This is a genomic window from Neisseria sp. HMSC064D07 (assembly GCF_001837185.1).
In the GTDB taxonomy this organism is placed as follows: Bacteria; Pseudomonadota; Gammaproteobacteria; order Burkholderiales; family Neisseriaceae; genus Neisseria; species Neisseria flavescens_C.
In genome coordinates this window covers 25,924-47,857 of sequence record NZ_KV831653.1, presented here as the reverse complement: position 1 = coordinate 47,857, position 21,934 = coordinate 25,924, and the positions used below count along the sequence as shown (strand labels likewise).

The window sequence follows — 21,934 nt, the reverse complement described above, 5'->3', positions numbered from 1 at the left end:
AATAAAGGATTAGTAGCGGGTATGAACCTGGCTGCCGATAACGCCACCCAAAGCCGCGCCACCCAAGGTAGAGCCGGTATCGCCACCAATCAAGTTACCTGCCACACCACCCAATACCGCACCAGCAGCAGTGTTGCGTTGGGTTTGAGTCATATTGGCACATGCACCCAAAGAAGCGGCCAGCATGATCAAGGTCACAGTTTTTGCAAAAGTTTTCTTCATGGTTTGATTCTCCATCAGGGGTTAAGCTTTATATGGAGCAGTATGGCACAACCTTTCATTAATATATTTTCTGATAAGTAAAGACAGATTAAACTAAGATAACACTCTTGATGAACGGTTAACTTCAAAAATAAACGGCAATTCCAATAGAATATTTATAAAATTTAATATCTTTGGCATAAAATTGCGCACACATCAACCGCATTCGGTAGTGATACAATGACGACTTGTCTGAATTACCGGAAACACCCGTCATGAGTATCTACGCACTGGCACACATCATCCACGTTTATTGCGCGATTGCCTTTGTCGGCGGCGTATTTTTCGAAATGCTGGTTCTCTCCGTTTTGCACACCGGTCGCGTTTCGCGCGAATCGCGCCGCGAAGTCGAACGTGCCATGTCCTATCGTGCCGTCCGCGTGATGCCGCCTGTCGTCATTACCTTGTTCATCAGCGGCGTCGTGATGGTGTACAACCGCTACCTGCCGATACTGCACCACCCATTCGACAGCTCTTTCGGCATCATGCTGAGCATCAAAATCCTGTTGGCAATAAGCGTTTTGGTACATTTTGCCATCGCCGTCGTCAAAATGGCACGACACACCCTCACCGTCGGCTGGTCGAAATACATACACGCCGTCGTATTCAGCCATATGCTGTTTATCGTCTTTTTTGCCAAGGCGATGTTCTACCTGTCTTGGTAAACCTTACCCCTCCCCCACACACAAGGATTGTTTATGACCCAATACCCGTCCGTCGGCTCGCCGATGTTTTACGGCATCTTCTTTATTGCCGTCTTAATCATGATCGCCATCGATATGGTATCGCTGAAAAAAAACGGCGCCCACAAAGTCAGCATCAAAGAAGCCCTCGCCTGGAGCGGCATTTGGGTGGCCGTATCCTGCGCATTTGCAGGCTGGCTCTATTTTGAACTGGCTGGCAACCCGACTTACGGGGCCGTTGTCGCCAAAGAAAAAGTCCTCGAATTCTTCACCGGCTATGTACTCGAAAAATCCCTTGCCGTCGATAACATCTTCGTTTTCCTGATGATTTTCGGCTATTTCAAAGTCGAACCCAAATTCCAACACCGCGTCCTGCTCTATGGCGTATTCGGCGCCATCGTCCTGCGCGCCATCATGATTTTCATCGGCGCGGCACTGGTACAGCAATTCGAATGGATTCTCTACCTTTTCGGCGCATTCCTGCTCTATACCGGCATTCACATGATGAAGCCCGAAGCCGAAGCTGAAGAAGACCTTTCCCAAAACAAAATCCTGACCCTACTCAAAAAAGTCATCCCGACCAGCCCACAGTTTGACGGTGAAAAATTCTTTACCATCGAGAACGGCAAACGCATCGCTACACCGCTTTTGCTGGTATTGATTATGATCGAATTGAGCGACGTCATCTTCGCCGTGGACAGCATCCCCGCTATTTTTGCCGTAACCACCGACCCTTTCATCGTCCTCACTTCCAACATTTTTGCCATCTTGGGCCTGCGTGCCATGTACTTCTTACTGGCAGACTTTGCCGAACGCTTTATCTTCCTCAAATACGGCTTGGCCTTCGTATTGAGCTTTATCGGTATCAAGATGCTGATTATGCACTGGGTGCATATCCCGATTTCCATTTCCCTGTCCGTCGTCTTTGGCGCACTGGGCGCATCCATCCTGACTTCTTTAGTGTACACGCGTCAGCAAGAGAAAAAATAATCTGCCGATATAAAAAGGCCGTCTGAACATTTCAGACGGCCTTTTCAAATATCAAACACCAGCTTATTTAGCAGCGTCTTTCAATTTGTCGGCAGCTTCTTGAGTCACATCGGCTGCTTTACCCATAGCGTCTTTAGCTGCGTCTTTGGCAGCATCTTTAGCATCAGAAACCGCTTCTTTAGCTTCTTCAACCGCTTTACCGGCAGCATCTTTAGCGTCAGAAACTGCTTTATCCGCAGTCGCTTTAGCATCTGCAGCAGCGTCTTTAACATCAGAAACAGCTTGCTCAGCCGCACCTTTGGCTTCAGAAGCAGCAGCATCAACAGAAGAAGCTGCATTTTCAGCAGCAGCGTTTACATCGGAAGCAACAGCAGAAGCCGCCTCTTGGGTTTCTTTTTTCGCTTCTTGTGTACACGCAGCCAAGCCGGCTACCATCATTGCAGCAATCAATAATTTTTTCATGTTGTATATCCTTTGGTCTAAAAAATATCTGTCAAAACTGACAGACCAAAAAATCATAACATAATAAACGCTCAAAAAAGGAAGAATTAACGCCAAATGACAGCCGATTTACGTTTTTTGAAAAAAATTTCAAAAAAACAGTTGACGAAAAGAAACAAGTTCCCTACAATGCACAGCTTATCGGGTCGTTAGCTCAGTCGGTAGAGCAGCGGACTTTTAATCCGTTGGTCGAGCGTTCGAATCGCTCACGACCCACCAAAATATGAAAACCTGCTTTGAAAAAAGCAGGTTTTTTTATATTCTCCATCAAGCCTTTCTTCACTCGATACCTCCCTTATTATCAACATCAAGAATATTCGAGCTTTGTCACAATGCTGTTATAGATGTAACTCAAAGCATCACAAACCTCTTGAATCAATCAAACCCAACTCCTCACCCAACATCTTTTTCTAAAAACTTCCAAATACCTACCATCAACCCACGCTAAATCCTCTTGTATGCCAGACAATTTAGGCATAGACTAAAACTACATCCAACTACAACAACAGGAGAAGGTTTGATGAAACAACTGTCTATGTATATTAACGGCCGCTTTGAAACCGACTTTAACGGCGCATGGCGTGATGTATTGAATCCGGCAACCGAAGAAGTCATCGCACGTGAGCCTAAAGGCGGAAAAGCCGATGTTGATCGTGCCGTTGCTGCGGCCAGAGATGCACAAACTGCATGGGAGCGTTTGCCTGCCGTTGAACGCGGCGCATACCTGCGCAAAATTGCCCAAGGCATCCGCGAACGCGCCGACGAGCTGACCGACACCATTGTCGCCGAAGGCGGCAAAACCAAAGATTTGGCACGCATAGAAGTCATGTTCACTGCCGATTATCTCGACTACCAAGCCGAATGGGCGCGCCGTTATGAAGGTGAAATCATCCAAAGCGACCGCCCGCGCGAAAATATTTTATTGTTCAAACGTCCTTTGGGCGTAATCGCCGGCATTTTGCCGTGGAACTTCCCATTCTTCCTGATCGCCCGCAAAATGGGCCCGGCTTTAGTAACAGGCAATACCATCGTCGTCAAACCGAGCAGCGTTACCCCGATTAACTGCCACATTTTTGCTGAAATCGTTCATGCTTCAGGCTTACCGGCCGGCGTATTCAACGTCGTCAACGGCCCGGGTGCAGAAATCGGCAATGCCTTGGCATCACATCCGCAAGTCGATATGGTCAGCCTGACCGGTTCTGTCGATGCAGGCCGCCAAGTGATGGAAGCCGCCGCCGCCAACATTACCAAAGTCTCACTGGAACTGGGTGGCAAAGCCCCTGCCATCGTCCTGAAAGATGCCGACTTGGATCTGGCCGTCAAATCTATCTTGGCTTCACGCGTGGGCAATACCGGCCAAATCTGCAACTGCGCCGAACGCGTGTATGTCCACAGCAGCCTGAAAGACGCATTTATTGAAAAAATGACTGCCGCCATGAAAGGCGTGCGCTACGGCAACCCGGCCGAAGCCGAAGCCGGCGCACTGGAAATGGGGCCGTTGATTGAAGAACGCGCCGTAAAATCTGTTGCCGAGAAAGTCGAACGCGCAGTTCGACAAGGCGCAACTTTGGTTTGCGGCGGCAAACGTGCCGACGGCAAAGGCTACTTCTTCGAACCTACCCTGCTGACCGATACCGACAACAGCATGGACATCATGAAGGAAGAAACCTTCGGCCCCGTCCTGCCGGTTGCCACTTTCGACACGCTCGATCAAGTCATAGCCTTGGCAAACGACAGCGAATTCGGCCTGACCAGCTCCGTCTATACCACCAATCTGAATGAAGCGTTTTATGTAACCCGCCGCCTGCGTTTCGGCGAAACCTACATCAACCGCGAAAACTTTGAAGCCATGCAGGGCTTCCATGCCGGTTGGAAAAAATCAGGTATCGGCGGCGCCGACGGTAAACACGGTTTGGAAGAATATCTGCAAACCCAAGTCGTTTATTTAGAAACCGATATCTAACTGCCGATACGGCCCTTCATGAAACACAAAAGGCCGTCTGAAACTGATTTTTCAGGTTTCAGACGGCCTTTCTGCCTTTATAGAAAAAAACACCGACATCGCGTAAAATAGAGCCAATTTTTCACTTTATTCAGGCCGTCTGAAAATACCGGCCCTGACTCATTTTTCCGGAAAACACCATGAGCGAACAAAACAATCCGCAAATCGAGCCGCAGTTGGACGAAAACCAAATCATTGCCCTGCGCCGCGAGAAACTGCACAACATCCGCAAAGAACGCAATGCCTACCCTAACGATTTCAAACGCGACAGCTTTGCCGCCGATCTGCACACCCAATACGGTAAAGTCAGCAAAGAAGAACTCGACCCGCAAGGCATTACCGTCAAAGTGGCCGGGCGCATGATGCTCAAACGTCAAATGGGCAAAGCCAGCTTCGCCACCATTCAAGACGTTACCGGTCAAATCCAGCTTTATTTGAACAACAAAGGCGTGAGCCAAGAAGATTTGGACGACTTCAACCACTGGGACTTGGGCGACATCGTCGGCGCGGAAGGTACTTTGTTCAAAACCAACCACGGCGAATTGACCGTGCGCGTGTCCAACATCCGCCTTCTGTCCAAATCCCTGCGCCCGCTACCCGACAAACACAAAGGTTTGAGCGATCAGGAAACCAAATACCGTCAACGCTACGTCGATTTGATTGCCAACGAAGAATCGCGCAATACCTTCATCAAACGCAGCCAAATCATCCAATCCGTGCGCAATTTCATGGTTAACGAGCATTATTTGGAAGTTGAAACCCCAATGATGCACCCGATTCCTGGCGGTGCGACGGCAAAACCGTTCGTTACTCACCACAATGCCTTGGACATTCCACTCTACCTGCGCATCGCTCCCGAGCTGTATCTGAAACGCTTGGTTGTCGGCGGCTTGGAACGCGTGTTTGAAATCAACCGCAGCTTCCGCAACGAAGGCATGTCCGTACGCCACAACCCTGAATTCACCATGATCGAATTCTACGAAGCCTTCTCCGACTACGAACGCATGATGCAAATGGCGGAAGACATCATCCGCAACGCTTCCCGCGCGGTAAACGGTACGGCAAAAATCAGCTACAACGGAAAAGAAGTCGATTTGGAAAGCCCGTTTGAACGCCTGACCATTCTCGGTGCCATCAAGAAATACAATCCGCACTACACCGATGAACAGTTGAACGATGAAGAATGGCTGAAAAAAGAAATCGTCAAACACGGCGAAAGCCTGCCTCCGTCTCCGGGTATCGGCAGCCTGCAACTTGCCCTGTTTGAAGGTTGCGCCGAGGGCAAACTGTGGAACCCGACTTTCATCATCGACTACCCTGTCGAAGTGTCGCCATTGGCACGCGCATCCGACAGCAAACCGGGTTTGACCGAACGCTTCGAGCTTTTCGTTGTCGGCCGCGAACTGGCAAACGGCTATTCCGAGTTGAACGATCCGGAAGATCAAGCCGAACGCTTCAAAGCGCAAGTGGCGCAAAAAGATGCCGGTGACGACGAAGCCATGCACTACGATGCCGACTACATCCGCGCCATGGAATTCGGCCTGCCACCGACCGGCGGTTGCGGCATCGGCATCGACCGCTTGGTAATGTTGCTGACCGATTCGCAAACCATCCGCGACGTGATTCTGTTCCCACAAATGCGTCCCGAATAACGCATTGAAATAAAATCAAGGCCGTCTGAAAACAAGACTCTGTTTTCAGACGGCCTTTTTGTTCAAATATGTAAAACGGAAGAGTTTAAATCGATAAATTCTTTACACCATAATAATAAAATTACATGATAATCAAAAAGATAATATAAAAAAGAATATGTAAACGTTTTTCAGTTTGTTGACAGTCTGCTAGAATACATCCAGTTACAGGCAGCCTCCACACACAGGCCGTCTGAAAATGGAGAAACTCTGAAAGGTTTGTATGGATCAATTTTTCGAACAGCTTCACGGCTGGATAAACGCCATCAACGACCAAATGTGGTCGGGGTTGGTATATATGCTTTTAGGCGCAGGCCTCTTTTTCACCGTTACCACCGGTTTTGTACAATTCCGCCTCTTCGGCCGCAGTATCAAAGAAATGCTGAGTGGCCGCAAACAAGGTGATGATCCGCACGGAATCACACCGTTCCAAGCATTCGTTACCGGCTTGGCCAGCCGCGTAGGCGTGGGCAACATCGCCGGCGTGGCGATTGCCATCAAACTCGGCGGGCCGGGCGCGGTATTCTGGATGTGGGTAACCGCCTTAATCGGCATGAGTTCGGCGTTTGTCGAATCTTCACTGGCCCAACTCTTTAAAGTCCGGGACTACGACAACCACCACTTCCGCGGCGGCCCTGCCTACTACATCACTCAAGGCCTGGGACAAAAATGGCTGGGCGTTTTGTTCGCCCTGAGCCTGATTTTCTGTTTCGGCTTTGTATTTGAAGCCGTACAGACCAATACCATCGCCGATACCACCAAAGCAGCATGGGGCTGGGATCAACACTATGTCGGTGTCGCCCTGGTCATTCTGACTGCCCCGATTATCTTCGGCGGTATCCGCCGCGTATCTAAAGCCGCGGAAATCATCGTTCCACTGATGGCGGTTTTATACCTCGTCATAGCACTCTTCATCATTGTTACCAATATTTCCCTGATTCCTGACGTGTTCGGTCAGATTTTCTCCAACGCGTTCAACTTCGATTCGGCTGCAGGCGGTTTCCTCGGCGGTCTGATTTCGACCACCATGATGCAGGGTATCAAACGCGGCCTGTATTCCAATGAGGCGGGTATGGGTTCCGCGCCGAATGCTGCAGCTGCAGCCGAAGTGAAACACCCCGTCTCCCAAGGCATGATTCAAATGCTGGGCGTTTTCGTCGATACCATCATCGTCTGCTCATGCACCGCCTTTATCGTCTTGACCTATCAGCAGCCTTACGGCGACCTGAGCGGTGCAGCGTTGACGCAGGCGGCGATTGTCAGCCAAGTGGGTCAATGGGGCGCGGGCTTCCTTGCCGTCATCCTGTTTATGTTTGCCTTTTCAACCGTTATCGGTAACTATGCCTATGCCGAGTCCAACGTCCAATTCATCAAGAGCCATTGGCTGGTTACCGCCGTTTTCCGTATGCTGGTTTTGGCATGGGTCTACTTCGGCGCAGTTGCCAACGTACCCTTGGTATGGGATATGGCAGACATGGCCATGGGCATCATGGCATGGATTAACCTCGTCGCCATCCTGCTCCTGTCACCACTTGCCTTCCTGCTGTTGAAAGACTACACAGCCAAGCTGAAAATGGGTAAAGACCCAGAGTTCAAACTCTCTGAACACCCGGGCTTGAAACGCAAAATCAAATCCGATATCTGGTAAAACCAAAGGCCGTCTGAAATTTCAGACGGCCTTTTTAATCCCTGCCATCTAGATAAAACGATGCCCCTTAAAGCAGAAGCCTTAAGGGGCAGACTAATGGCAACATATCTGCCAAAGAAATCCTTAATTAATCATTTATCTCAGACGAACAGGTAATAACCTTGTAGCCAAATGACCACTTACTTTGACAAAGACTGCGTTCACTATCGAAACACTACAGTAGGCGGTATCTAAACCTACCGTAAGAAAGTTAAAGCCGCTACTTGGAAGTAACAGAAAAGCAGTATGCGACCATAAAATTACTGTTAAAAGCATCAAAATCCAAAAAATCGATTCAGATCATTACTATTCCCAGCCATTTTCCCGAGTAGAGACCTTTGCAAAAATAGTCTGTTAACGAAATTTGACGCATAAAAATGCGCCAAAAAATTCAATTGACTAAAACCTTCCTGATATTGAGCAAAAAATAGGAAAAATCAGAAAGGTTTTGCATTTTGAAAATGAGATTGAGCATAAAATTTTAGTAACCTATGTTATTGCAAAGGTCTCAGTAATAAAAAATAAGAAATACTTACAAAATAGTGACTTACAATTTAAGCATTGTAAATTATGAATTAAGAAAGGAATCATCCAAATAAAAAAGCACCACCTAAACAGGTAGTGCTTTCATATTAATTTGCTTATTCAGCAGAATCAGTTGCTTTATCAACCAATTCAACCAATGCCAAAGGAGCATTGTCACCTTTACGGAAACCGTATTTCAGTACACGAACATAGCCGCCGTTACGAGCAGCAAAGCGTGGACCCAATTCGTCAAACAATTTAACTACAACATCACGATCGCGAGTGCGGTCAAAAGCCAAACGACGGCTTGCCAAAGAAGGTTTTTTACCCAAGGTAATCAAGGGCTCAACTACGCGGCGCAATTCTTTTGCTTTAGGCAAAGTTGTCACGATGGTTTCGTGAGTCAACAAGGAATTCGCCATATTGCGCAGCATCGCAGCACGGTGGCTGCTAGTACGGTTTAATTTGCGGTTGCCATTACGATGACGCATGTCATTATCCTTTAATCTTCAAACTTACGGCTTTTCTAAGCCTACAGGCGGCCAAGCTTCTAATTTGGAACCTAATGTCAGACCTTTAGAGGCCAACACTTCTTTGATCTCATTCAAAGATTTACGACCCAAATTAGGGGTCTTGAGAAGCTCGGTTTCAGTACGTTGAATCAAATCGCCAATATAATAAATATCCTCAGCTTTCAGACAATTAGCTGAACGTACGGTTAATTCCAAATCATCTACAGGACGCAGCAAGATAGGATCGATAGGAGGAGCTTTTTCTTCAACCTCTTCAACCGGAGTACCTTGCAGATCTGCAAAAATAGACATTTGGTCAATTAAGATACGTGCGGCACTACGTACAGCTTCTTCTGGATCAATAGAACCATTGGTTTCAATATCCAAAACCAATTTATCCAAATCCGTGCGTTGCTCTACGCGTGCAGGTTCAACTTCAAAGCTAACACGACTGATGGGCGAAAAGCTCGCATCCAACTGAATCGCACCAATCTGTTTGTTCTCATCACGCAATACGCGACGACCTGAAACGGATTGATAACCACGACCTTGCTCTACTTTAATTTCCATGTCGATTTGGCCATTGTCAGCCAAGTGGCAAATAACATGTTCAGGATTGATGATTTCCACATCGTGTGGCAAATCAATATCACCGGCTATAACAGCACCAGCGCCTGTTTTTTTCAAAGTCAACTGAACTTGGTTACGACCGTGAAGCTTGAATACGATACCTTTAATGTTCAAGAGAACGTCGACAACATCCTCTTGAACACCATCAATAGTAGAGTATTCGTGCAATACGCCGGAAATAACTACTTCAGTTGGGGCAAAGCCATTCATGGATGACAGTAAGATACGACGCAAAGCATTACCTAAAGTATGACCAAAACCACGTTCAAATGGCTGCATAGACACCTTGGCCCGAGTGGAAGACAAAGTATCTACATCGATTTGACGAGGTTTCAAAAATTCGGTTGTGCTATTTTGCATTTAACTGTCCCTCATTGAGCTAGCATTATTTAGAGTAGAACTCTACCACCAGCTGTTCATTAATATCGCCAGACAATTCTGAGCGATCCGGCATATTTTTGAATACGCCTTCCAATTTGTCGGCATCAACAGATACCCAGCTTGGCAACCCAATTTGAGTAGCCAGGCTCAATGCTTCTTGGATACGTACTTGTTTCTTAGCTTTTTCACGAACAGCTACAACATCACCTGCTTTAACTTGGAAAGAAGGGATATTAACAACTTGACCGTTTACAATGATAGCTTTGTGAGAAACCAATTGACGTGCTTCGGCGCGAGTAGAGCCAAAACCCATACGGTAAACGACATTGTCCAAACGAGACTCCAGCAATTGCAGCAGCAATTCACCGGTAGAGCCTTTACGACGATCTGCTTCCGCGAAGTAACGACGGAATTGACGCTCTAATACGCCATAAATACGACGGATTTTTTGTTTTTCACGCAATTGCAAACCGTAGTCTGACAAACGTGGTTTTTTCGCACCGTGTTGACCAGGTGCAGAATCCATTTTACATTTGGAATCCAAAGAGCGACGTGCACTCTTCAAAAACAGATCCGTACCTTCGCGACGTGCTAATTTACATTTAGGGCCAATATAACGTGCCATGTTTTAAATCACTCCAATATTAAATACGACGTTTTTTAGGCGGACGGCAACCGTTATGAGGCAACGGGGTAACGTCAGTAATGCTGGTAATCTTGAAACCAAGAGCGTTTAAAGCACGTACAGAAGATTCGCGACCAGGGCCAGGGCCTTTAATGCGGACTTCTAAATTTTTAACGCCATACTCTTGGGCAACTTTACCAGCTGCTTCTGCTGCAACTTGTGCTGCAAATGGTGTACTTTTACGAGAACCTTTAAAACCAGCGCCGCCAGAGGTAGCCCAAGACAATGCATTGCCTTGACGGTCAGTGATTGTAATGATGGTATTGTTGAAAGATGCATGAACGTGCACAATACCTTCGCTTACGGTTTTACGTACTTTTTTACGTACACGCGAAGCTGTGTTTGCTTTAGCCATTAATCAAATTCCTTAAAATTTATTTCTTACCGGCAATCGCTTTGCGCGGACCTTTACGGGTACGAGCATTTGTGCGAGTGCGTTGACCACGACAAGGCAAGCCACGACGATGACGGAAGCCGCGATAGCAACCCATATCCATCAGTCGTTTAATGCTCATCGTTACTTCACGACGCAAATCGCCTTCAACTTCATATTTAGCAACTTGCTCACGCAAAGCGTCTAATTGAGCCTCGTCCAAATCTTTTGCTTTAGTAGTAGGAGCAATATTTGCTGCCTCACAAATCAATTTAGCACGAGTCGCACCAATACCATAAATAGCCTGAAGGCCAATTACGATATGGGCATTATTAGGGATATTTACCCCTGCAATACGAGCCATATTTTTTCCTTTTTAGGGCAAAGTATGTCACTATACCACAAAATCAATAGTTAAGAAAACTAGCTTCTTAACCTTGACGTTGTTTGTGACGTGGGTCAGTACAAATTACGCGAACTACACGATTACGACGAATAATCTTGCAATTGCGACAAATTTTCTTTACAGAAGGTTGTACACGCATTTTATTTCCTTTTATCGTTTATCTTGCTCGGAAAACAATCCGAGCACGGGTTAAATCATAAGGAGTTAATTCAACTGTTACCTTATCACCTGGAGAAATACGGATATAATGCATCCGCATTTTGCCAGATATATGACCAAGTACTACATGATCATTTTCCAGTTTTACTTTAAATGTTGCATTGGGCAAAGTCTCAAGGATTTCACCCTGCATCTGTATGGTATCTTCTTTAGCCATAAGCCTACTTACGTGACAAAGATTTCATATCTGGACGACTCATCAAGTCTTCATACTGACTACTCATTATGTATGAATTAATTTGCGTCCTAAAATCCATTGTAACAACGACCAAAATAAGCAAAGATGTACCACCGAAATTGATAGTAACATTCCATGCAGTTGTTAAAATTTCAGGTATCAGACAGATTGTAGTAATGTACAAAGCACCAAACAATGTCAGTCTTAGTACCACTTTTTCCAAATACCTAGATGTTTGCTCACCTGGTCGTATACCTGGCACAAATGCACCACTCTTCTTCAAATTTTCTGCCATCTCTTTAGGACTGAATACTAAAGCAGTATAGAAATAGCAGAAAAAAATGATTGTTGACGCAAATAATACGATAAATAAAGTTTTACCATGCTGTAGTTGAGCGGCAATCTGATATAAAACTGAATTTGTATTATTGGAACCAAGCCAACCTAAAAGTGTAGATGGAAACAAAATGATACTGGAAGCAAAAATGGGGGGAATAACACCCGCCATATTTAGCTTAAATGGCATATGAATGCTCTGTCCTGACATCATTCCCGAGCCAAACTGTCTCTTCGCATAATGAACAGGAACTTTACGCTGAGCACTCTCAAAATAGACTACAACATATATTAATAGTAACGTACCTAAAGCTATTAATACAGCAGTATGCGATTTCTGATCTAATAATTTAGTAATCCCTGAAGGGACACCAGATACAATACCTGCTGTAATAATTAAGGAAATACCATTACCAATACCACGCTCGGTAATTTGCTCCCCCAACCACATCAGAAACATAGTACCTGTAACTAAACAGACCACTGTAGAAATATAAAACTCAAGCGCAGTCGTTACAACGACACCTTGTTGATAAACATATGATGCAGCCGCAAAGCTTTGTACTATAGCCAATAATACCGTCCCATACCTAGTATATTTCGTAATTATTTTCCTACCAGCCTCACCTTCCTTCTTTAAAGTTTTCAAAGAAGGAACAATCTCAGAAGCAAGCTGAATAATAATCGATGCCGAAATATAAGGCATGATACCAATTGCAAATATAGTAAAGCGCTCCAACGAACCACCCGAGAACATATTTAACATTCCGAATATGCCGTTTGCAGCGCCTTTGAATAACTCAGCTAATGCAACAGCATCTACGCCCGGTACCGGTATATGAGCACCAATACGGAAAACGACTAAAGCACCTAAAAGGAACACCAGACGTTTTTTCAGATCACCAAATTTGGATAATCCTGATAAAGATTGTTGATTAGCCACTGTAGTTCAAGCCTTATTCTTCTACTTTACCACCGGCAGCTTCAATAGCAGCTTTAGCACCTTTAGTAGCTTTTACACCTTTCAAGGTAACTGCTTTTGAGATTTCACCAGAAGCGATAACTTTTACATTAGAAGCAGTTGCAGGAATCAAACCAGCTTGTTTAAGAACCAAGACATCAATCTCGTTCACAGCAATCAGATTTAATTCACTCAAACGAACTTCAGCATTAGTGGCCGCAGTCAAAGATTTGAAACCACGTTTTGGCAGACGGCGCTGCAAAGGCATTTGACCGCCTTCAAAACCTACCTTGTGAAAGCCACCAGAACGGCTTTTTTGACCTTTATGACCACGACCACCTGTCTTACCTAAGCCGCTACCAATACCACGGCCTACACGACGGCTAGCATGAGTAGCACCCTCAGCAGGTTGAATAGTATTCAAAAACATATTAAGACTCCACTTTCAACAAGTAGCTGATCTTATTGATCATACCACGGTTTTCAGGGGTATCCAAAACCTCCACAGTATGCTCACGGCGGCGTAAACCTAAACCACGAGCACATGCACGATGAGATTCAATTGTACCGATCAGGCTCTTAACCAATGTAACTTTAATCTTTTTTTGCTCAGTCATGGTTAGCTCCCAAAATATCTTCTACTGTCAAGCCACGTTTAGCAGCAATATCAGCAGGGGTATACAGTTTAGACAAACCGTCTAATGTAGCGCGTACAATATTGTAAGGGTTAGTAGAACCATGTACTTTAGCTGAGATGTTATGAATACCCATAGCATCAAATACTAAACGCATTGGACCACCAGCTTTTACACCGCTACCTTCTTTAGCAGGTTGCATAAATACCTTAGTAGCACCATGACGACCAATAACCTCATGATGAATAGTACCATTTTTCAAAGGTACTTTAATCATAGAGCGTCGAGCTTGATCCATTGCTTTTTGAACAGCAACTGGTACTTCTTTTGATTTACCTTTGCCCATACCGATGCGACCATCACCATCACCAACAACAGTCAGTGCAGAGAAAGCCATGATACGGCCACCTTTAACTACTTTAGTCACGCGATTAACTGCGACCATCTTTTCAATCAGGCCGTCACCGCGTTCTTCAATTTCATGTTTTGCCATCTGAAAGTCTCCAAATATTAGAAGCTTAAACCATTTTCACGTGCAGCTTCAGCTAAAGCTTTCACTCGACCGTGATATTGGAAACCTGAACGGTCAAAAGCAACTTTTTCAACACCTACTGCTTTAGCTTTTTCAGCAATACGCTTACCAACTACAGCTGCTGCTTCAACGTTGCTACCTGATTTCAGGCTACTACGTACTTCAGCTTCCAATGTAGAGGCTTGAGCCAATACTTTATCACCTTCAGCACTAATTACTTGAGCATAAATATGATTATTGCTGCGGAACACACATAATCTTACCATTTTCAAGTCCGCAATACGCGCACGGGTTTTGCGTGCACGACGGAGTCGGGTTGTATGTTTATCCATTAGTGAACCTCAATTATTTTTTCTTGGCTTCTTTCATCACTACTACTTCACCTACATAACGAACGCCTTTACCTTTATAAGGTTCAGGAGAACGGAATGCACGAATTTCAGCAGCGACTTGGCCAACCACTTGTTTATCTGCACCAGTCAAAACGATTTCTGTTTGGCTAGGAGTTTGAACAGAAACACCTTCAGGCATTTCGTATACGATTGGATGAGAGAAACCCAAAGATAAGTTCAAAACTTTACCTTGGGCTTGGGCACGATAACCCACACCAATCAATTGAAGTTTTTTCTCAAAACCTTCAGAAACACCCTTAACCATGTTATTAACCAATGCACGAGCAGTACCAGACATAGCATTAGCCTGTTTACTGTCATTTTTTGCAGCAAAAGTCAATTTACCATCGTTCAGTTCAATAGTAACATCGGAATGCAAAGGAAAAGACAATTCGCCGTTTTTACCTTTGATAACCAATGCATCTGTTCCGAATTTTACTTCTACACCAGCAGGAACAGTCACTGGGTTTTTTGCGACGCGTGACATTTACTTTTCTCCACTAGGCTACGATGCACAACAACTCACCGCCAACACCCTCAGAACGGGCTTTGCGATCAGTCATTACACCTTTAGAAGTACTAACAATAGCGACACCCAAGCCATTCATTACACTAGGGATCTCACTTGATGCTTTGTAAATACGCAAACCTGGACGTGAAACACGTTTAATTTGCTCAATCACAGGACGACCTGCATAGTATTTCAATTGAATTTCCAATACCGGTTTTGCATCAGCAGAAACCGCAAAATCCTCGATATAACCTTCTTCTTTCAGAACTTTTGCAATTGCGCACTTCAGTTTAGAGGAAGGCATGGCAACTACTGCTTTATTAGCACGTTGCGCATTGCGAATACGAGTCAACATATCGGAAATAGGATCATGCATACTCATTATTTATACTCCTATTACCAGCTAGCTTTAACAACACCAGGGATCTCGCCACGCATAGCGATTTCACGGATTTTAATACGGCCCAAACCAAATTTACGGAAAGTGCCACGAGGACGACCTGTTAAAGCACAACGACGACGTTGACGTACAGGTGCTGCATTACGAGGAATGGATTGAAATTTCAAACGTGCTTCAAAACGTTCTTCTTCAGTCGCATTAGCATCATTAATAACAGCGAAAATTGCCTCACGTTTAGCTGCAAACTTTTTCGCCAATGCTTGACGTTTCAGCTCACGATTAATAAGTGCTTTCTTAGCCATGATTATCCTTTAAACGGAAACTTAAACAGTGACAACAAAGCTTTCGCTTCTTCATCAGTTTTTGCAGTAGTTGTAATAGTAATATTCAAACCACGCAAAGCATCGATTTTATCGTATTCAATTTCCGGGAAAATAATTTGCTCACGAACGCCCATATTGTAATTGCCACGACCATCAAATGATTTACCGCTTACACCACGGAAGTCACGTACGCGAGGCAACGCAATAGTAATCAAACGATCCAAGAATTCAAACATTTGATCACGACGCAAAGTTACTTTGCAACCAACTGGATAGTTATCACGGATTTTAAAACCCGCGATAGATTTACGAGCAACAGTAACAACTGGCTTTTGACCAGCAATTTTCTCTAAATCAGAAACAGCGTGTTCCATAACTTTTTTATCAGCAACAGCTTCACCCACACCCATATTCAAGGTGATTTTTTCAATACGTGGAACTTCCATTACTGATTTGTAACCAAATTGTTTAACCAATTCAGGAACAACTGTATCTTTATAAAACTCTCTCAAACGAGCCATGTTATCTCCTTATGCTCCAATGATAGAGCCATTTGATTTGAAGAAACGAACGCGTTTAACTTTGCCTTCATTTTCAATCAGCTTAATACCAACACGGTCTGCTTTATTAGTTTCCGGATTCAGGATTGCAACATTAGAAATATCCAAAGGCATTTCTTTAGTAATAATGCCACCCTCAATACCGCGCATTGGATTAGGTTTTTGATGGCGTTTTACAACATTAACACCCTCAACAACAACTTTATCACCCAATACTCGAACTACTTGACCTTGCTTACCTTTATCTTTACCGGTAATCACTACAACCTGATCGCCTTTAATGATTTTATTCATCGCGCTATTCCTTATAATACTTCAGGCGCCAATGAAACGATTTTCATAAATCGCTCAGTACGCAATTCACGGGTTACCGGGCCAAAAATACGAGTACCCAGAGGCTCAAGTTTATTATTTAATAACACAGCGGCGTTGTTATCAAATTTAATTAGCGCACCATCAGGACGACGCACACCCTTAGCAGTACGAACAACTACCGCATTGTATACATCACCTTTTTTGACACGACCACGTGGGGCTGCATCTTTAACTGCAACTTTAATAATATCGCCAACAGAAGCGTAGCGACGCTTAGATCCGCCCAATACCTTGATGCACATCACGCGACGCGCACCAGAGTTATCAGCCACATCTAAGATGGTCTGCATTTGAATCATATTAGTACCTTTAAATTAACCAACTTAATTTACCACTTTCATATAACTCGCACCTTACTTTAAGCTGCTTATTAAATGAAACCATCACGGTTCTAGTAAACCAGTCTTGGATCCCGAAGGGAGAGAAACTTCCATAAGAAGCTGGAAGATAAGAAACGAAGTTTACACGCAAATTAACTTTGCTGCAAGACTTCGTTTCTTATTAAGCTACATTACTGTGTTTTAAATCAAACAGTACGCGCTTTCTCAACCAATTCTTTTACAACCCAAGACTTGGTTTTTGACAAAGGACGAGATTCCTCGATTACCACTACATCACCAATGCCATATTGATTGTTTTCATCATGAGCATGGATTTTAGTTGATAAACGAATAATTTTACCGTACAGAGGATGTTTAACTTTACGCTCAACCAATACTGTAACAGTTTTGTCCATTTTGTCGCTTACCACTTTGCCTTGCAAAGTACGAACATTTTTAGCTTCGCTCATTACTTAGCACCTTTTTCAGTTAAAATGGTTTTAATACGAGCAATATCGCGACGTACACGTTTCAACTCGCTAGATTTACCCAACTGACCGGTTGCATTTTGCATGCGTAAGCCAAACTGAGCTTTCAACAAGTCCAACAAATCAGAGTTTAATTGCTCAATAGATTTGTCTTTCAATTCATTTGCTTTCATTATTGACCCACCTGTCTTACCACAAAGGTTGTAGGAATAGGCAATTTGGCAGCGGCCAATTCAAATGCTTCACGAGCCAATGACTCAGGAACACCGTCCATTTCGTACAATACTTTGCCTGGTTTAATTTCAGCAATGTAATATTCCACATTACCTTTACCGCCACCCATACGAACTTGGATAGGTTTCTCAGTAATTGGTTTATCAGGGAATACACGGATCCAAATGCGACCGCCACGTTTAATATGACGAGTCATAGTACGACGAGCAGCTTCGATTTGGCGGGCAGTCAAACGACCACGGCCTACGGCTTTCAAACCGAACTCACCGAAACTTACTTTGTTACCGCGAGTAGCAATACCGGTGTTACGGCCTTTTTGTTGCTTGCGATATTTCAGTCTAGTTGGCTGCAGCATTACGTCCACCTGCCTTTCTTTGTTTCTTCTCATGCTCAGGTTTAGAAGATTTAATATTACCTTCTGTATAAACCCAAACTTTCAGACCCAGTACACCATAAGTAGTGTGTGCTTCGCTAGTTGCATAATCCACGTTCGCACGCAAAGTATGCAAAGGTACACGACCTTCACGGTACCATTCGCTACGAGCGATATCAGCACCATTCAGACGGCCTGAAGTCATGATCTTGATGCCTTTAGCACCAGAACGCATTGCATTTTGCATTGCACGTTTCATAGCGCGACGGAATTGAACACGTTTTTCAAGCTGCTGGGCAATACCATCAGCAATGATTTGCGCATCCAATTCAGGACGACGAATCTCTTCAATATTTACATGAACAGGCACACCCATCAGAGCTTGCAAGTCACGTTTCAAGATTTCGATATCCTCGCCTTTTTTACCAATAACCACACCTGGACGAGCAGAGTGAATGGTAATACGTGCAGATTTAGCAGGACGCTCGATCACTACACGACCAACTGAAGCATTAGCCAGTTTTTTACGCAAGTAGTTACGAACATCAATATCTTGTTTCAAAACAGTAGAAAAGTCGGTGCTTTTAGCAAACCATTTTGAAGCCCAGTCTTTAGTTACCGCCAGGCGAAAGCCTGTAGGGTTAATCTTTTGTCCCATAGCTTTTCCTTAGTTGCCCACTGTCACATTAATATGACAAGTTTGTTTCTCGATGCGGTTACCGCGACCTTTGGCACGAGCTTGGAAACGTTTCAAGCTTGGGCCTTTGTCAACAAAGATAGTTACCACTTTCAGTTCGTCAATGTCAGCACCATTGTTGTGCTCGGCATTGGCGATTGCTGATTCCAATACTTTTTTAATCAGCTCAGCACCTTTTTTAGGGCTGAATGCCAAGATATTCAAAGCTTGGGCAACGTCTTTACCACGAATCAAATCAGCCACCAAACGAGCTTTTTGAGCTGAAATACGGGCGTTTTTATGTTGTGCACTTACTCTCATGATTCACCTTATTTCTTTTTAGCCTTTTTATCAGCCAAGTGGCCTTTAAAGGTACGGGTCAATGAGAACTCACCTAATTTATGACCAACCATATTGTCGCTGATGAACACAGGCACGTGAGTGCGACCGTTGTGAACAGCGATAGTCAGACCGATGAAATCAGGCAAAATGGTAGAACGACGTGACCAAGTTTTAATTGGGCGTTTGTCGTTGCTTGCACGAGCAGCATCTACTTTTTTCAGCAAATGCAGGTCTACATATGGGCCTTTTTTTAATGAACGAGCCATACTAATTAACCTTTATTTGAGTAACGACGACGAACAATCATGTTATCCGTGCGTTTGTTATTACGAGTGCGGTAGCCCTTAGCAGGAGTACCCCATGGGCTCCCCGGTTCGCGAGCCTCACCAGTACGGCCTTCACCACCACCATGTGGGTGATCAACAGGGTTCATTACAACACCACGAACGGTCGGACGAATACCACGCCAGCGGTTAGCACCAGCTTTACCGATTTTTTTCAGGCTTTGTTCTTCGTTACCAACTTCACCGATAGTTGCACGGCAATTTACGCTAATTTTGCGCACTTCACCAGAACGCAAACGAACTTGTGCGTAAGCACCTTCTTTTGCAAGCAATACCGCAGAAGCACCAGCAGAACGCGCAATTTGCGCACCTTTACCTGGTTTCATTTCGATACAGTGAATAGTTGTACCAACAGGAATATTGCGGATCGGCAGAGTGTTACCTACTTTGATAGCAGCTTCAGCACCGGAAACCAATACTGCACCGGCTTGAATACCACGAGGAGCAATGATGTAGCGACGCTCACCATCTGCATAGCACAACAACGCGATAAATGCAGTACGGTTAGGATCATATTCGATACGCTCTACTTTTGCAGGGATACCGTCTTTGTTACGTTTAAAATCTACAACGCGGTAATGATGTTTATGGCCACCACCTTTATGACGGGTAGTGATATGACCATTGTTGTTACGACCGGCAGTAGAATTTTTCTTTTCCAGCAGAGGTGCATAAGGTGCACCTTTGTGCAAACCTTCTGTTACCACGCGAACCATGCCGCGACGGCCTGCAGAGGTCGGCTTCATTTTAACGATTGCCATTTTGTTTATTCCTTATCTGCAGCTGCAGCAGCGGCTTCCAAATCCAACTCTTGACCGGCAGCCAGGCTTACATAAGCCTTTTTAACATCGCTGCGACGACCTAAAGTGCGACCAAAACGTTTAACTTTACCTTTAATGGTAACAGTAGTAACGTCTGCAACTTGAACGCCGAACAGCAGCTCAACAGCCGCTTTAATTTCAGGTTTGGTTGCATTTGCCAAAACTTTAAACGTCATTTGGTTACGTTTTTCAGCCAATACGTTGCTTTTTTCAGAAACGATAGGTGCCAAGATTACTTGAGTCAAACGTTGTTGATTCATACCCATTGCTCCTCTAATTGTGCAACTGCATCTTTAGTGATAACGACTTTTTTGTAACGCAGCAAGCTGTAAGGATCAACTTGTTGAGCTTCCAAAACCAATACGTTAGGCAAGTTGCGTGAAGCCAAGTAAACATTCTCGTCGAGCTGTTTAGTTACAAACAGAACTTGCTCCAAACCCAAATTTTTCACTTGTTCAGCAAAAACTTTGGTTTTAGGAGTTTCAGCAGTCAATGCTTCGATTGCAAACAAACGTTCATCACGAGCCAATTGGGACAAAATAGTCGCCATACCGGCACGGTACATTTTACGGTTCACTTTTTGAGTGAAGTTTTCGTCAGGTTTGTTTGGGAATGCACGACCACCTTTACGCCACAGCGGAGAAGAAGTCATACCGGAACGAGCACGACCGGTACCTTTTTGGCGCCATGGCTTTTTAGTAGAGTGGTTTACTTCGGCACGAGTCTTTTGAGCACGATTACCAGAACGGGCATTTGCCAAGTAAGCAGTAACCAGTTGGTGAACCAGAGCTTCATTGTATTCACGAGCAAACAAAGCATCAGAAACAGCCAAGCTGCCAGATACTTGTCCTTTAGCGTCAATTACTTTCAATTCCATTACGCACCTACTTTCACGCTAGGACGAACCACGACGTCGCTGTTAACCGAACCCGGAACAGCACCTTTAACCAACAAGAGTTGGCGTTCAGCATCAACACGCACAACTTCCAATTTTTGAACAGTTGCTTTAGTGTTACCGTATTGACCTGCCATACGTTTACCAGGGAACACACGACCAGGGTCTTGTGCCATACCGATAGAACCAGGAACACGGTGAGAACGGGAGTTACCGTGGGAAGTACGTTGAGCACCGAAGTTATGACGTTTGATCGTACCAGAGAAACCTTTACCTTTAGAGGTGCCGGTTACATCTACCAATTGACCAACTTCAAACATAGAAACGGTAATTTCATCACCGGCTTTCAATTCAGCCAGTTTTTCTTCAGTCAAAGCAAACTCAACCAAACCGCGACCAGCTTCAACACCTGCTTTAGCAAAGTGACCGGCTTCAGTTTTGTTGACACGATTAGCTTTTTTCTGACCAAAGGTAACTTGTACAGCAGTGTAGCCGTCAGTATCTTTGGATTTCACTTGTGTAACGCGGTTGGCAGACATATCCAAAACAGTTACCGGAACAGAAACACCCTGTTCGTCGAACACGCGAGTCATACCAACTTTGCGTCCAACCAGACCTAAAGTCATGATTATTTTCCTTTTAAGTAAAGGGGCGGGCTACGATTGGCCTGCCTTTCAGACAAAGTTAAACTT

At 44.6% G+C, this 21,934-nt stretch carries 35 protein-coding genes and 1 tRNA gene; 6 read left to right on the top strand and 30 right to left on the bottom strand.

The genetic code is table 11. The features are described from left to right. Positions 1-9: 9 nt before the first annotated feature. Entirely contained in the window at positions 10-222 is a 213-nt protein-coding gene (locus HMPREF2608_RS01900) for a glycine zipper 2TM domain-containing protein (RefSeq protein WP_003684747.1), read from the bottom strand. Positions 223-476: 254 nt separating this feature from the next. On the opposite strand from HMPREF2608_RS01900, the gene HMPREF2608_RS01895 reads away from it, so the two are divergent. Together HMPREF2608_RS01895 and HMPREF2608_RS01890 are read left to right on the top strand one after the other, a co-directional pair. Continuing rightward, positions 477-926 carry a CopD family copper resistance protein gene (locus HMPREF2608_RS01895; RefSeq protein ID WP_070825786.1) on the top strand — a complete coding sequence of 150 codons (450 nt, stop codon included), beginning with the start codon at positions 477-479 and terminating at the stop codon, positions 924-926. Positions 927-959: 33 nt separating this feature from the next. Beyond that, positions 960-1,934, top strand: coding sequence for a TerC family protein (locus HMPREF2608_RS01890; RefSeq protein ID WP_070825785.1), 975 nt, complete (start codon positions 960-962; stop codon positions 1,932-1,934). A 63-nt stretch (positions 1,935-1,997) separates the two neighbouring features. On the opposite strand, the gene HMPREF2608_RS01885 is transcribed toward HMPREF2608_RS01890, so the two are convergent. Next, on the bottom strand, positions 1,998-2,396 hold the full coding sequence (locus HMPREF2608_RS01885) for an Ag473 family lipoprotein (RefSeq protein WP_070825783.1): 399 nt from the start codon (positions 2,394-2,396) through the stop codon (positions 1,998-2,000). A gap of 182 nt (positions 2,397-2,578) precedes the next feature. Between HMPREF2608_RS01885 and HMPREF2608_RS01880 the strand changes: the two genes are divergently transcribed. From HMPREF2608_RS01880 to HMPREF2608_RS01865, 4 genes are all read left to right on the top strand, one after another. Next, a tRNA-Lys gene (locus tag HMPREF2608_RS01880) sits at positions 2,579-2,654 on the top strand. Between the two features lie 301 nt (positions 2,655-2,955). Then, positions 2,956-4,398 carry an aldehyde dehydrogenase gene (gene aldA, locus HMPREF2608_RS01875; protein ID WP_070825782.1) on the top strand — a complete coding sequence of 481 codons (1,443 nt, stop codon included), beginning with the start codon at positions 2,956-2,958 and terminating at the stop codon, positions 4,396-4,398. Between the two features lie 179 nt (positions 4,399-4,577). Continuing rightward, a complete protein-coding gene (gene lysS, locus HMPREF2608_RS01870; RefSeq protein ID WP_070825781.1) occupies positions 4,578-6,089 on the top strand; it encodes a lysine--tRNA ligase in 1,512 nt (503 codons plus the stop codon). 262 nt (positions 6,090-6,351) lie between these two features. After that, on the top strand, positions 6,352-7,776 hold the full coding sequence (locus tag HMPREF2608_RS01865) for an alanine/glycine:cation symporter family protein (RefSeq protein ID WP_070825780.1): 1,425 nt from the start codon (positions 6,352-6,354) through the stop codon (positions 7,774-7,776). A gap of 680 nt (positions 7,777-8,456) precedes the next feature. Here HMPREF2608_RS01865 and rplQ read toward each other — a convergent pair. From rplQ to rplC, 28 genes are all read right to left on the bottom strand, one after another. Further along, the gene (gene rplQ, locus HMPREF2608_RS01860) at positions 8,457-8,831 is read right to left on the bottom strand and encodes a 50S ribosomal protein L17 (RefSeq protein ID WP_070825779.1); all 375 of its coding nucleotides are present in this window, start codon (positions 8,829-8,831) and stop codon (positions 8,457-8,459) included. 24 nt (positions 8,832-8,855) lie between these two features. Next, positions 8,856-9,842: a DNA-directed RNA polymerase subunit alpha gene (rpoA, locus tag HMPREF2608_RS01855; protein ID WP_070825778.1), complete on the bottom strand. Its 987-nt coding sequence runs from the start codon at positions 9,840-9,842 to the stop codon at positions 8,856-8,858. A 25-nt stretch (positions 9,843-9,867) separates the two neighbouring features. Beyond that, complete coding sequence (gene rpsD, locus HMPREF2608_RS01850; protein ID WP_003684796.1) at positions 9,868-10,488, bottom strand: 30S ribosomal protein S4; 621 nt, start codon at positions 10,486-10,488, stop codon at positions 9,868-9,870. Between the two features lie 19 nt (positions 10,489-10,507). Then, positions 10,508-10,903, bottom strand: coding sequence for a 30S ribosomal protein S11 (gene rpsK, locus HMPREF2608_RS01845; protein ID WP_002216249.1), 396 nt, complete (start codon positions 10,901-10,903; stop codon positions 10,508-10,510). Positions 10,904-10,922: 19 nt separating this feature from the next. Continuing rightward, a complete protein-coding gene (rpsM, locus tag HMPREF2608_RS01840; protein WP_003749295.1) occupies positions 10,923-11,285 on the bottom strand; it encodes a 30S ribosomal protein S13 in 363 nt (120 codons plus the stop codon). A 67-nt stretch (positions 11,286-11,352) separates the two neighbouring features. Continuing rightward, positions 11,353-11,466 carry a 50S ribosomal protein L36 gene (gene rpmJ, locus HMPREF2608_RS10990; protein ID WP_003697674.1) on the bottom strand — a complete coding sequence of 38 codons (114 nt, stop codon included), beginning with the start codon at positions 11,464-11,466 and terminating at the stop codon, positions 11,353-11,355. Between the two features lie 18 nt (positions 11,467-11,484). Continuing rightward, positions 11,485-11,703, bottom strand: coding sequence for a translation initiation factor IF-1 (gene infA, locus HMPREF2608_RS01835; RefSeq protein ID WP_003684714.1), 219 nt, complete (start codon positions 11,701-11,703; stop codon positions 11,485-11,487). Positions 11,704-11,707: 4 nt separating this feature from the next. Beyond that, a complete protein-coding gene (gene secY, locus HMPREF2608_RS01830; RefSeq protein WP_070825777.1) occupies positions 11,708-13,003 on the bottom strand; it encodes a preprotein translocase subunit SecY in 1,296 nt (431 codons plus the stop codon). A gap of 13 nt (positions 13,004-13,016) precedes the next feature. After that, on the bottom strand, positions 13,017-13,451 hold the full coding sequence (gene rplO / locus HMPREF2608_RS01825; protein WP_070825776.1) for a 50S ribosomal protein L15: 435 nt from the start codon (positions 13,449-13,451) through the stop codon (positions 13,017-13,019). Between the two features lies 1 nt (position 13,452). Next, positions 13,453-13,638 (bottom strand): 50S ribosomal protein L30, encoded by a 186-nt coding sequence (rpmD, locus tag HMPREF2608_RS01820; RefSeq protein WP_003684808.1) that lies wholly within the window; start codon positions 13,636-13,638, stop codon positions 13,453-13,455. Continuing rightward, positions 13,631-14,149, bottom strand: coding sequence for a 30S ribosomal protein S5 (rpsE, locus tag HMPREF2608_RS01815; RefSeq protein ID WP_003684704.1), 519 nt, complete (start codon positions 14,147-14,149; stop codon positions 13,631-13,633). The genes rpmD and rpsE overlap by 8 nt, the downstream gene beginning before the upstream one ends. Positions 14,150-14,166: 17 nt before the next feature. Beyond that, positions 14,167-14,520 carry a 50S ribosomal protein L18 gene (gene rplR, locus HMPREF2608_RS01810; RefSeq protein ID WP_003749287.1) on the bottom strand — a complete coding sequence of 118 codons (354 nt, stop codon included), beginning with the start codon at positions 14,518-14,520 and terminating at the stop codon, positions 14,167-14,169. A gap of 13 nt (positions 14,521-14,533) precedes the next feature. Further along, a complete protein-coding gene (gene rplF / locus HMPREF2608_RS01805) occupies positions 14,534-15,067 on the bottom strand; it encodes a 50S ribosomal protein L6 (RefSeq protein ID WP_070825775.1) in 534 nt (177 codons plus the stop codon). 13 nt (positions 15,068-15,080) lie between these two features. After that, on the bottom strand, positions 15,081-15,473 hold the full coding sequence (gene rpsH / locus HMPREF2608_RS01800) for a 30S ribosomal protein S8 (protein WP_063075320.1): 393 nt from the start codon (positions 15,471-15,473) through the stop codon (positions 15,081-15,083). A gap of 14 nt (positions 15,474-15,487) precedes the next feature. Further along, the gene (rpsN, locus tag HMPREF2608_RS01795) at positions 15,488-15,793 is read right to left on the bottom strand and encodes a 30S ribosomal protein S14 (RefSeq protein WP_003684736.1); all 306 of its coding nucleotides are present in this window, start codon (positions 15,791-15,793) and stop codon (positions 15,488-15,490) included. Positions 15,794-15,795: 2 nt separating this feature from the next. After that, positions 15,796-16,335 (bottom strand): 50S ribosomal protein L5, encoded by a 540-nt coding sequence (rplE, locus tag HMPREF2608_RS01790; protein WP_003684750.1) that lies wholly within the window; start codon positions 16,333-16,335, stop codon positions 15,796-15,798. Positions 16,336-16,344: 9 nt separating this feature from the next. After that, a complete protein-coding gene (gene rplX, locus HMPREF2608_RS01785) occupies positions 16,345-16,668 on the bottom strand; it encodes a 50S ribosomal protein L24 (protein ID WP_036493506.1) in 324 nt (107 codons plus the stop codon). A gap of 11 nt (positions 16,669-16,679) precedes the next feature. Next, the gene (gene rplN, locus HMPREF2608_RS01780) at positions 16,680-17,048 is read right to left on the bottom strand and encodes a 50S ribosomal protein L14 (protein ID WP_002215434.1); all 369 of its coding nucleotides are present in this window, start codon (positions 17,046-17,048) and stop codon (positions 16,680-16,682) included. A gap of 227 nt (positions 17,049-17,275) precedes the next feature. Then, entirely contained in the window at positions 17,276-17,539 is a 264-nt protein-coding gene (rpsQ, locus tag HMPREF2608_RS01775) for a 30S ribosomal protein S17 (RefSeq protein WP_003684766.1), read from the bottom strand. Then, the gene (rpmC, locus tag HMPREF2608_RS01770) at positions 17,539-17,730 is read right to left on the bottom strand and encodes a 50S ribosomal protein L29 (protein WP_003684705.1); all 192 of its coding nucleotides are present in this window, start codon (positions 17,728-17,730) and stop codon (positions 17,539-17,541) included. The genes rpsQ and rpmC overlap by 1 nt, the downstream gene beginning before the upstream one ends. Then, positions 17,730-18,146: a 50S ribosomal protein L16 gene (rplP, locus tag HMPREF2608_RS01765; protein WP_003749279.1), complete on the bottom strand. Its 417-nt coding sequence runs from the start codon at positions 18,144-18,146 to the stop codon at positions 17,730-17,732. Before rplP ends, rpmC begins: the two co-directional genes overlap by 1 nt. After that, positions 18,130-18,822, bottom strand: coding sequence for a 30S ribosomal protein S3 (rpsC, locus tag HMPREF2608_RS01760; protein WP_003684753.1), 693 nt, complete (start codon positions 18,820-18,822; stop codon positions 18,130-18,132). Before rpsC ends, rplP begins: the two co-directional genes overlap by 17 nt. A gap of 9 nt (positions 18,823-18,831) precedes the next feature. After that, the gene (gene rplV, locus HMPREF2608_RS01755; protein ID WP_003749277.1) at positions 18,832-19,161 is read right to left on the bottom strand and encodes a 50S ribosomal protein L22; all 330 of its coding nucleotides are present in this window, start codon (positions 19,159-19,161) and stop codon (positions 18,832-18,834) included. An 8-nt stretch (positions 19,162-19,169) separates the two neighbouring features. Beyond that, positions 19,170-19,448, bottom strand: coding sequence for a 30S ribosomal protein S19 (gene rpsS, locus HMPREF2608_RS01750; RefSeq protein WP_002215422.1), 279 nt, complete (start codon positions 19,446-19,448; stop codon positions 19,170-19,172). 5 nt (positions 19,449-19,453) lie between these two features. Further along, positions 19,454-20,287 carry a 50S ribosomal protein L2 gene (rplB, locus tag HMPREF2608_RS01745; RefSeq protein ID WP_070825774.1) on the bottom strand — a complete coding sequence of 278 codons (834 nt, stop codon included), beginning with the start codon at positions 20,285-20,287 and terminating at the stop codon, positions 19,454-19,456. Positions 20,288-20,292: 5 nt separating this feature from the next. Beyond that, complete coding sequence (rplW, locus tag HMPREF2608_RS01740) at positions 20,293-20,607, bottom strand: 50S ribosomal protein L23 (RefSeq protein ID WP_002243944.1); 315 nt, start codon at positions 20,605-20,607, stop codon at positions 20,293-20,295. After that, complete coding sequence (rplD, locus tag HMPREF2608_RS01735; RefSeq protein ID WP_003684798.1) at positions 20,604-21,224, bottom strand: 50S ribosomal protein L4; 621 nt, start codon at positions 21,222-21,224, stop codon at positions 20,604-20,606. The genes rplW and rplD overlap by 4 nt, the downstream gene beginning before the upstream one ends. Then, positions 21,224-21,868, bottom strand: a complete 645-nt coding sequence (gene rplC / locus HMPREF2608_RS01730; protein ID WP_004464584.1) for a 50S ribosomal protein L3 — start codon at positions 21,866-21,868, stop codon at positions 21,224-21,226. The genes rplD and rplC overlap by 1 nt, the downstream gene beginning before the upstream one ends. Between the last annotated feature and the right edge of the window lie 66 nt (positions 21,869-21,934).

Coding starts and splice junctions, on each gene's coding strand:
- rpsK (WP_002216249.1), bottom strand. CDS start 10,903: ATGGCTAAAGCAAACACAGCTTCGCGTGTACGTAAAAAAGTACGTAAA.
- HMPREF2608_RS01885 (WP_070825783.1), bottom strand. CDS start 2,396: ATGAAAAAATTATTGATTGCTGCAATGATGGTAGCCGGCTTGGCTGCG.
- HMPREF2608_RS01900 (WP_003684747.1), bottom strand. CDS start 222: ATGAAGAAAACTTTTGCAAAAACTGTGACCTTGATCATGCTGGCCGCT.
- rplV (WP_003749277.1), bottom strand. CDS start 19,161: ATGAGAGTAAGTGCACAACATAAAAACGCCCGTATTTCAGCTCAAAAA.
- rplC (WP_004464584.1), bottom strand. CDS start 21,868: ATGACTTTAGGTCTGGTTGGACGCAAAGTTGGTATGACTCGCGTGTTC.
- HMPREF2608_RS01865 (WP_070825780.1), top strand. CDS start 6,352: ATGGATCAATTTTTCGAACAGCTTCACGGCTGGATAAACGCCATCAAC.
- rplF (WP_070825775.1), bottom strand. CDS start 15,067: ATGTCACGCGTCGCAAAAAACCCAGTGACTGTTCCTGCTGGTGTAGAA.
- rpmC (WP_003684705.1), bottom strand. CDS start 17,730: ATGAAAGCAAATGAATTGAAAGACAAATCTATTGAGCAATTAAACTCT.
- rplQ (WP_070825779.1), bottom strand. CDS start 8,831: ATGCGTCATCGTAATGGCAACCGCAAATTAAACCGTACTAGCAGCCAC.
- HMPREF2608_RS01890 (WP_070825785.1), top strand. CDS start 960: ATGACCCAATACCCGTCCGTCGGCTCGCCGATGTTTTACGGCATCTTC.
- rpsE (WP_003684704.1), bottom strand. CDS start 14,149: ATGGCAAAACATGAAATTGAAGAACGCGGTGACGGCCTGATTGAAAAG.
- rpsH (WP_063075320.1), bottom strand. CDS start 15,473: ATGAGTATGCATGATCCTATTTCCGATATGTTGACTCGTATTCGCAAT.
- rplX (WP_036493506.1), bottom strand. CDS start 16,668: ATGAATAAAATCATTAAAGGCGATCAGGTTGTAGTGATTACCGGTAAA.
- rpsQ (WP_003684766.1), bottom strand. CDS start 17,539: ATGAGCGAAGCTAAAAATGTTCGTACTTTGCAAGGCAAAGTGGTAAGC.
- rpsM (WP_003749295.1), bottom strand. CDS start 11,285: ATGGCTCGTATTGCAGGGGTAAATATCCCTAATAATGCCCATATCGTA.
- rpsD (WP_003684796.1), bottom strand. CDS start 10,488: ATGGCACGTTATATTGGCCCTAAATGTAAATTAGCACGTCGCGAAGGT.
- rplO (WP_070825776.1), bottom strand. CDS start 13,451: ATGTTTTTGAATACTATTCAACCTGCTGAGGGTGCTACTCATGCTAGC.
- rpmD (WP_003684808.1), bottom strand. CDS start 13,638: ATGACTGAGCAAAAAAAGATTAAAGTTACATTGGTTAAGAGCCTGATC.
- rpsN (WP_003684736.1), bottom strand. CDS start 15,793: ATGGCTAAGAAAGCACTTATTAATCGTGAGCTGAAACGTCAAGCATTG.
- rpsS (WP_002215422.1), bottom strand. CDS start 19,448: ATGGCTCGTTCATTAAAAAAAGGCCCATATGTAGACCTGCATTTGCTG.
- lysS (WP_070825781.1), top strand. CDS start 4,578: ATGAGCGAACAAAACAATCCGCAAATCGAGCCGCAGTTGGACGAAAAC.
- rplR (WP_003749287.1), bottom strand. CDS start 14,520: ATGGATAAACATACAACCCGACTCCGTCGTGCACGCAAAACCCGTGCG.
- rpsC (WP_003684753.1), bottom strand. CDS start 18,822: ATGGGACAAAAGATTAACCCTACAGGCTTTCGCCTGGCGGTAACTAAA.
- rplW (WP_002243944.1), bottom strand. CDS start 20,607: ATGAATCAACAACGTTTGACTCAAGTAATCTTGGCACCTATCGTTTCT.
- infA (WP_003684714.1), bottom strand. CDS start 11,703: ATGGCTAAAGAAGATACCATACAGATGCAGGGTGAAATCCTTGAGACT.
- rplN (WP_002215434.1), bottom strand. CDS start 17,048: ATGATTCAAATGCAGACCATCTTAGATGTGGCTGATAACTCTGGTGCG.
- rplB (WP_070825774.1), bottom strand. CDS start 20,287: ATGGCAATCGTTAAAATGAAGCCGACCTCTGCAGGCCGTCGCGGCATG.
- aldA (WP_070825782.1), top strand. CDS start 2,956: ATGAAACAACTGTCTATGTATATTAACGGCCGCTTTGAAACCGACTTT.
- rpmJ (WP_003697674.1), bottom strand. CDS start 11,466: ATGCGTGTACAACCTTCTGTAAAGAAAATTTGTCGCAATTGCAAGATT.
- rpoA (WP_070825778.1), bottom strand. CDS start 9,842: ATGCAAAATAGCACAACCGAATTTTTGAAACCTCGTCAAATCGATGTA.
- HMPREF2608_RS01895 (WP_070825786.1), top strand. CDS start 477: ATGAGTATCTACGCACTGGCACACATCATCCACGTTTATTGCGCGATT.
- rplD (WP_003684798.1), bottom strand. CDS start 21,224: ATGGAATTGAAAGTAATTGACGCTAAAGGACAAGTATCTGGCAGCTTG.
- rplE (WP_003684750.1), bottom strand. CDS start 16,335: ATGGCTCGTTTGAGAGAGTTTTATAAAGATACAGTTGTTCCTGAATTG.
- rplP (WP_003749279.1), bottom strand. CDS start 18,146: ATGCTGCAGCCAACTAGACTGAAATATCGCAAGCAACAAAAAGGCCGT.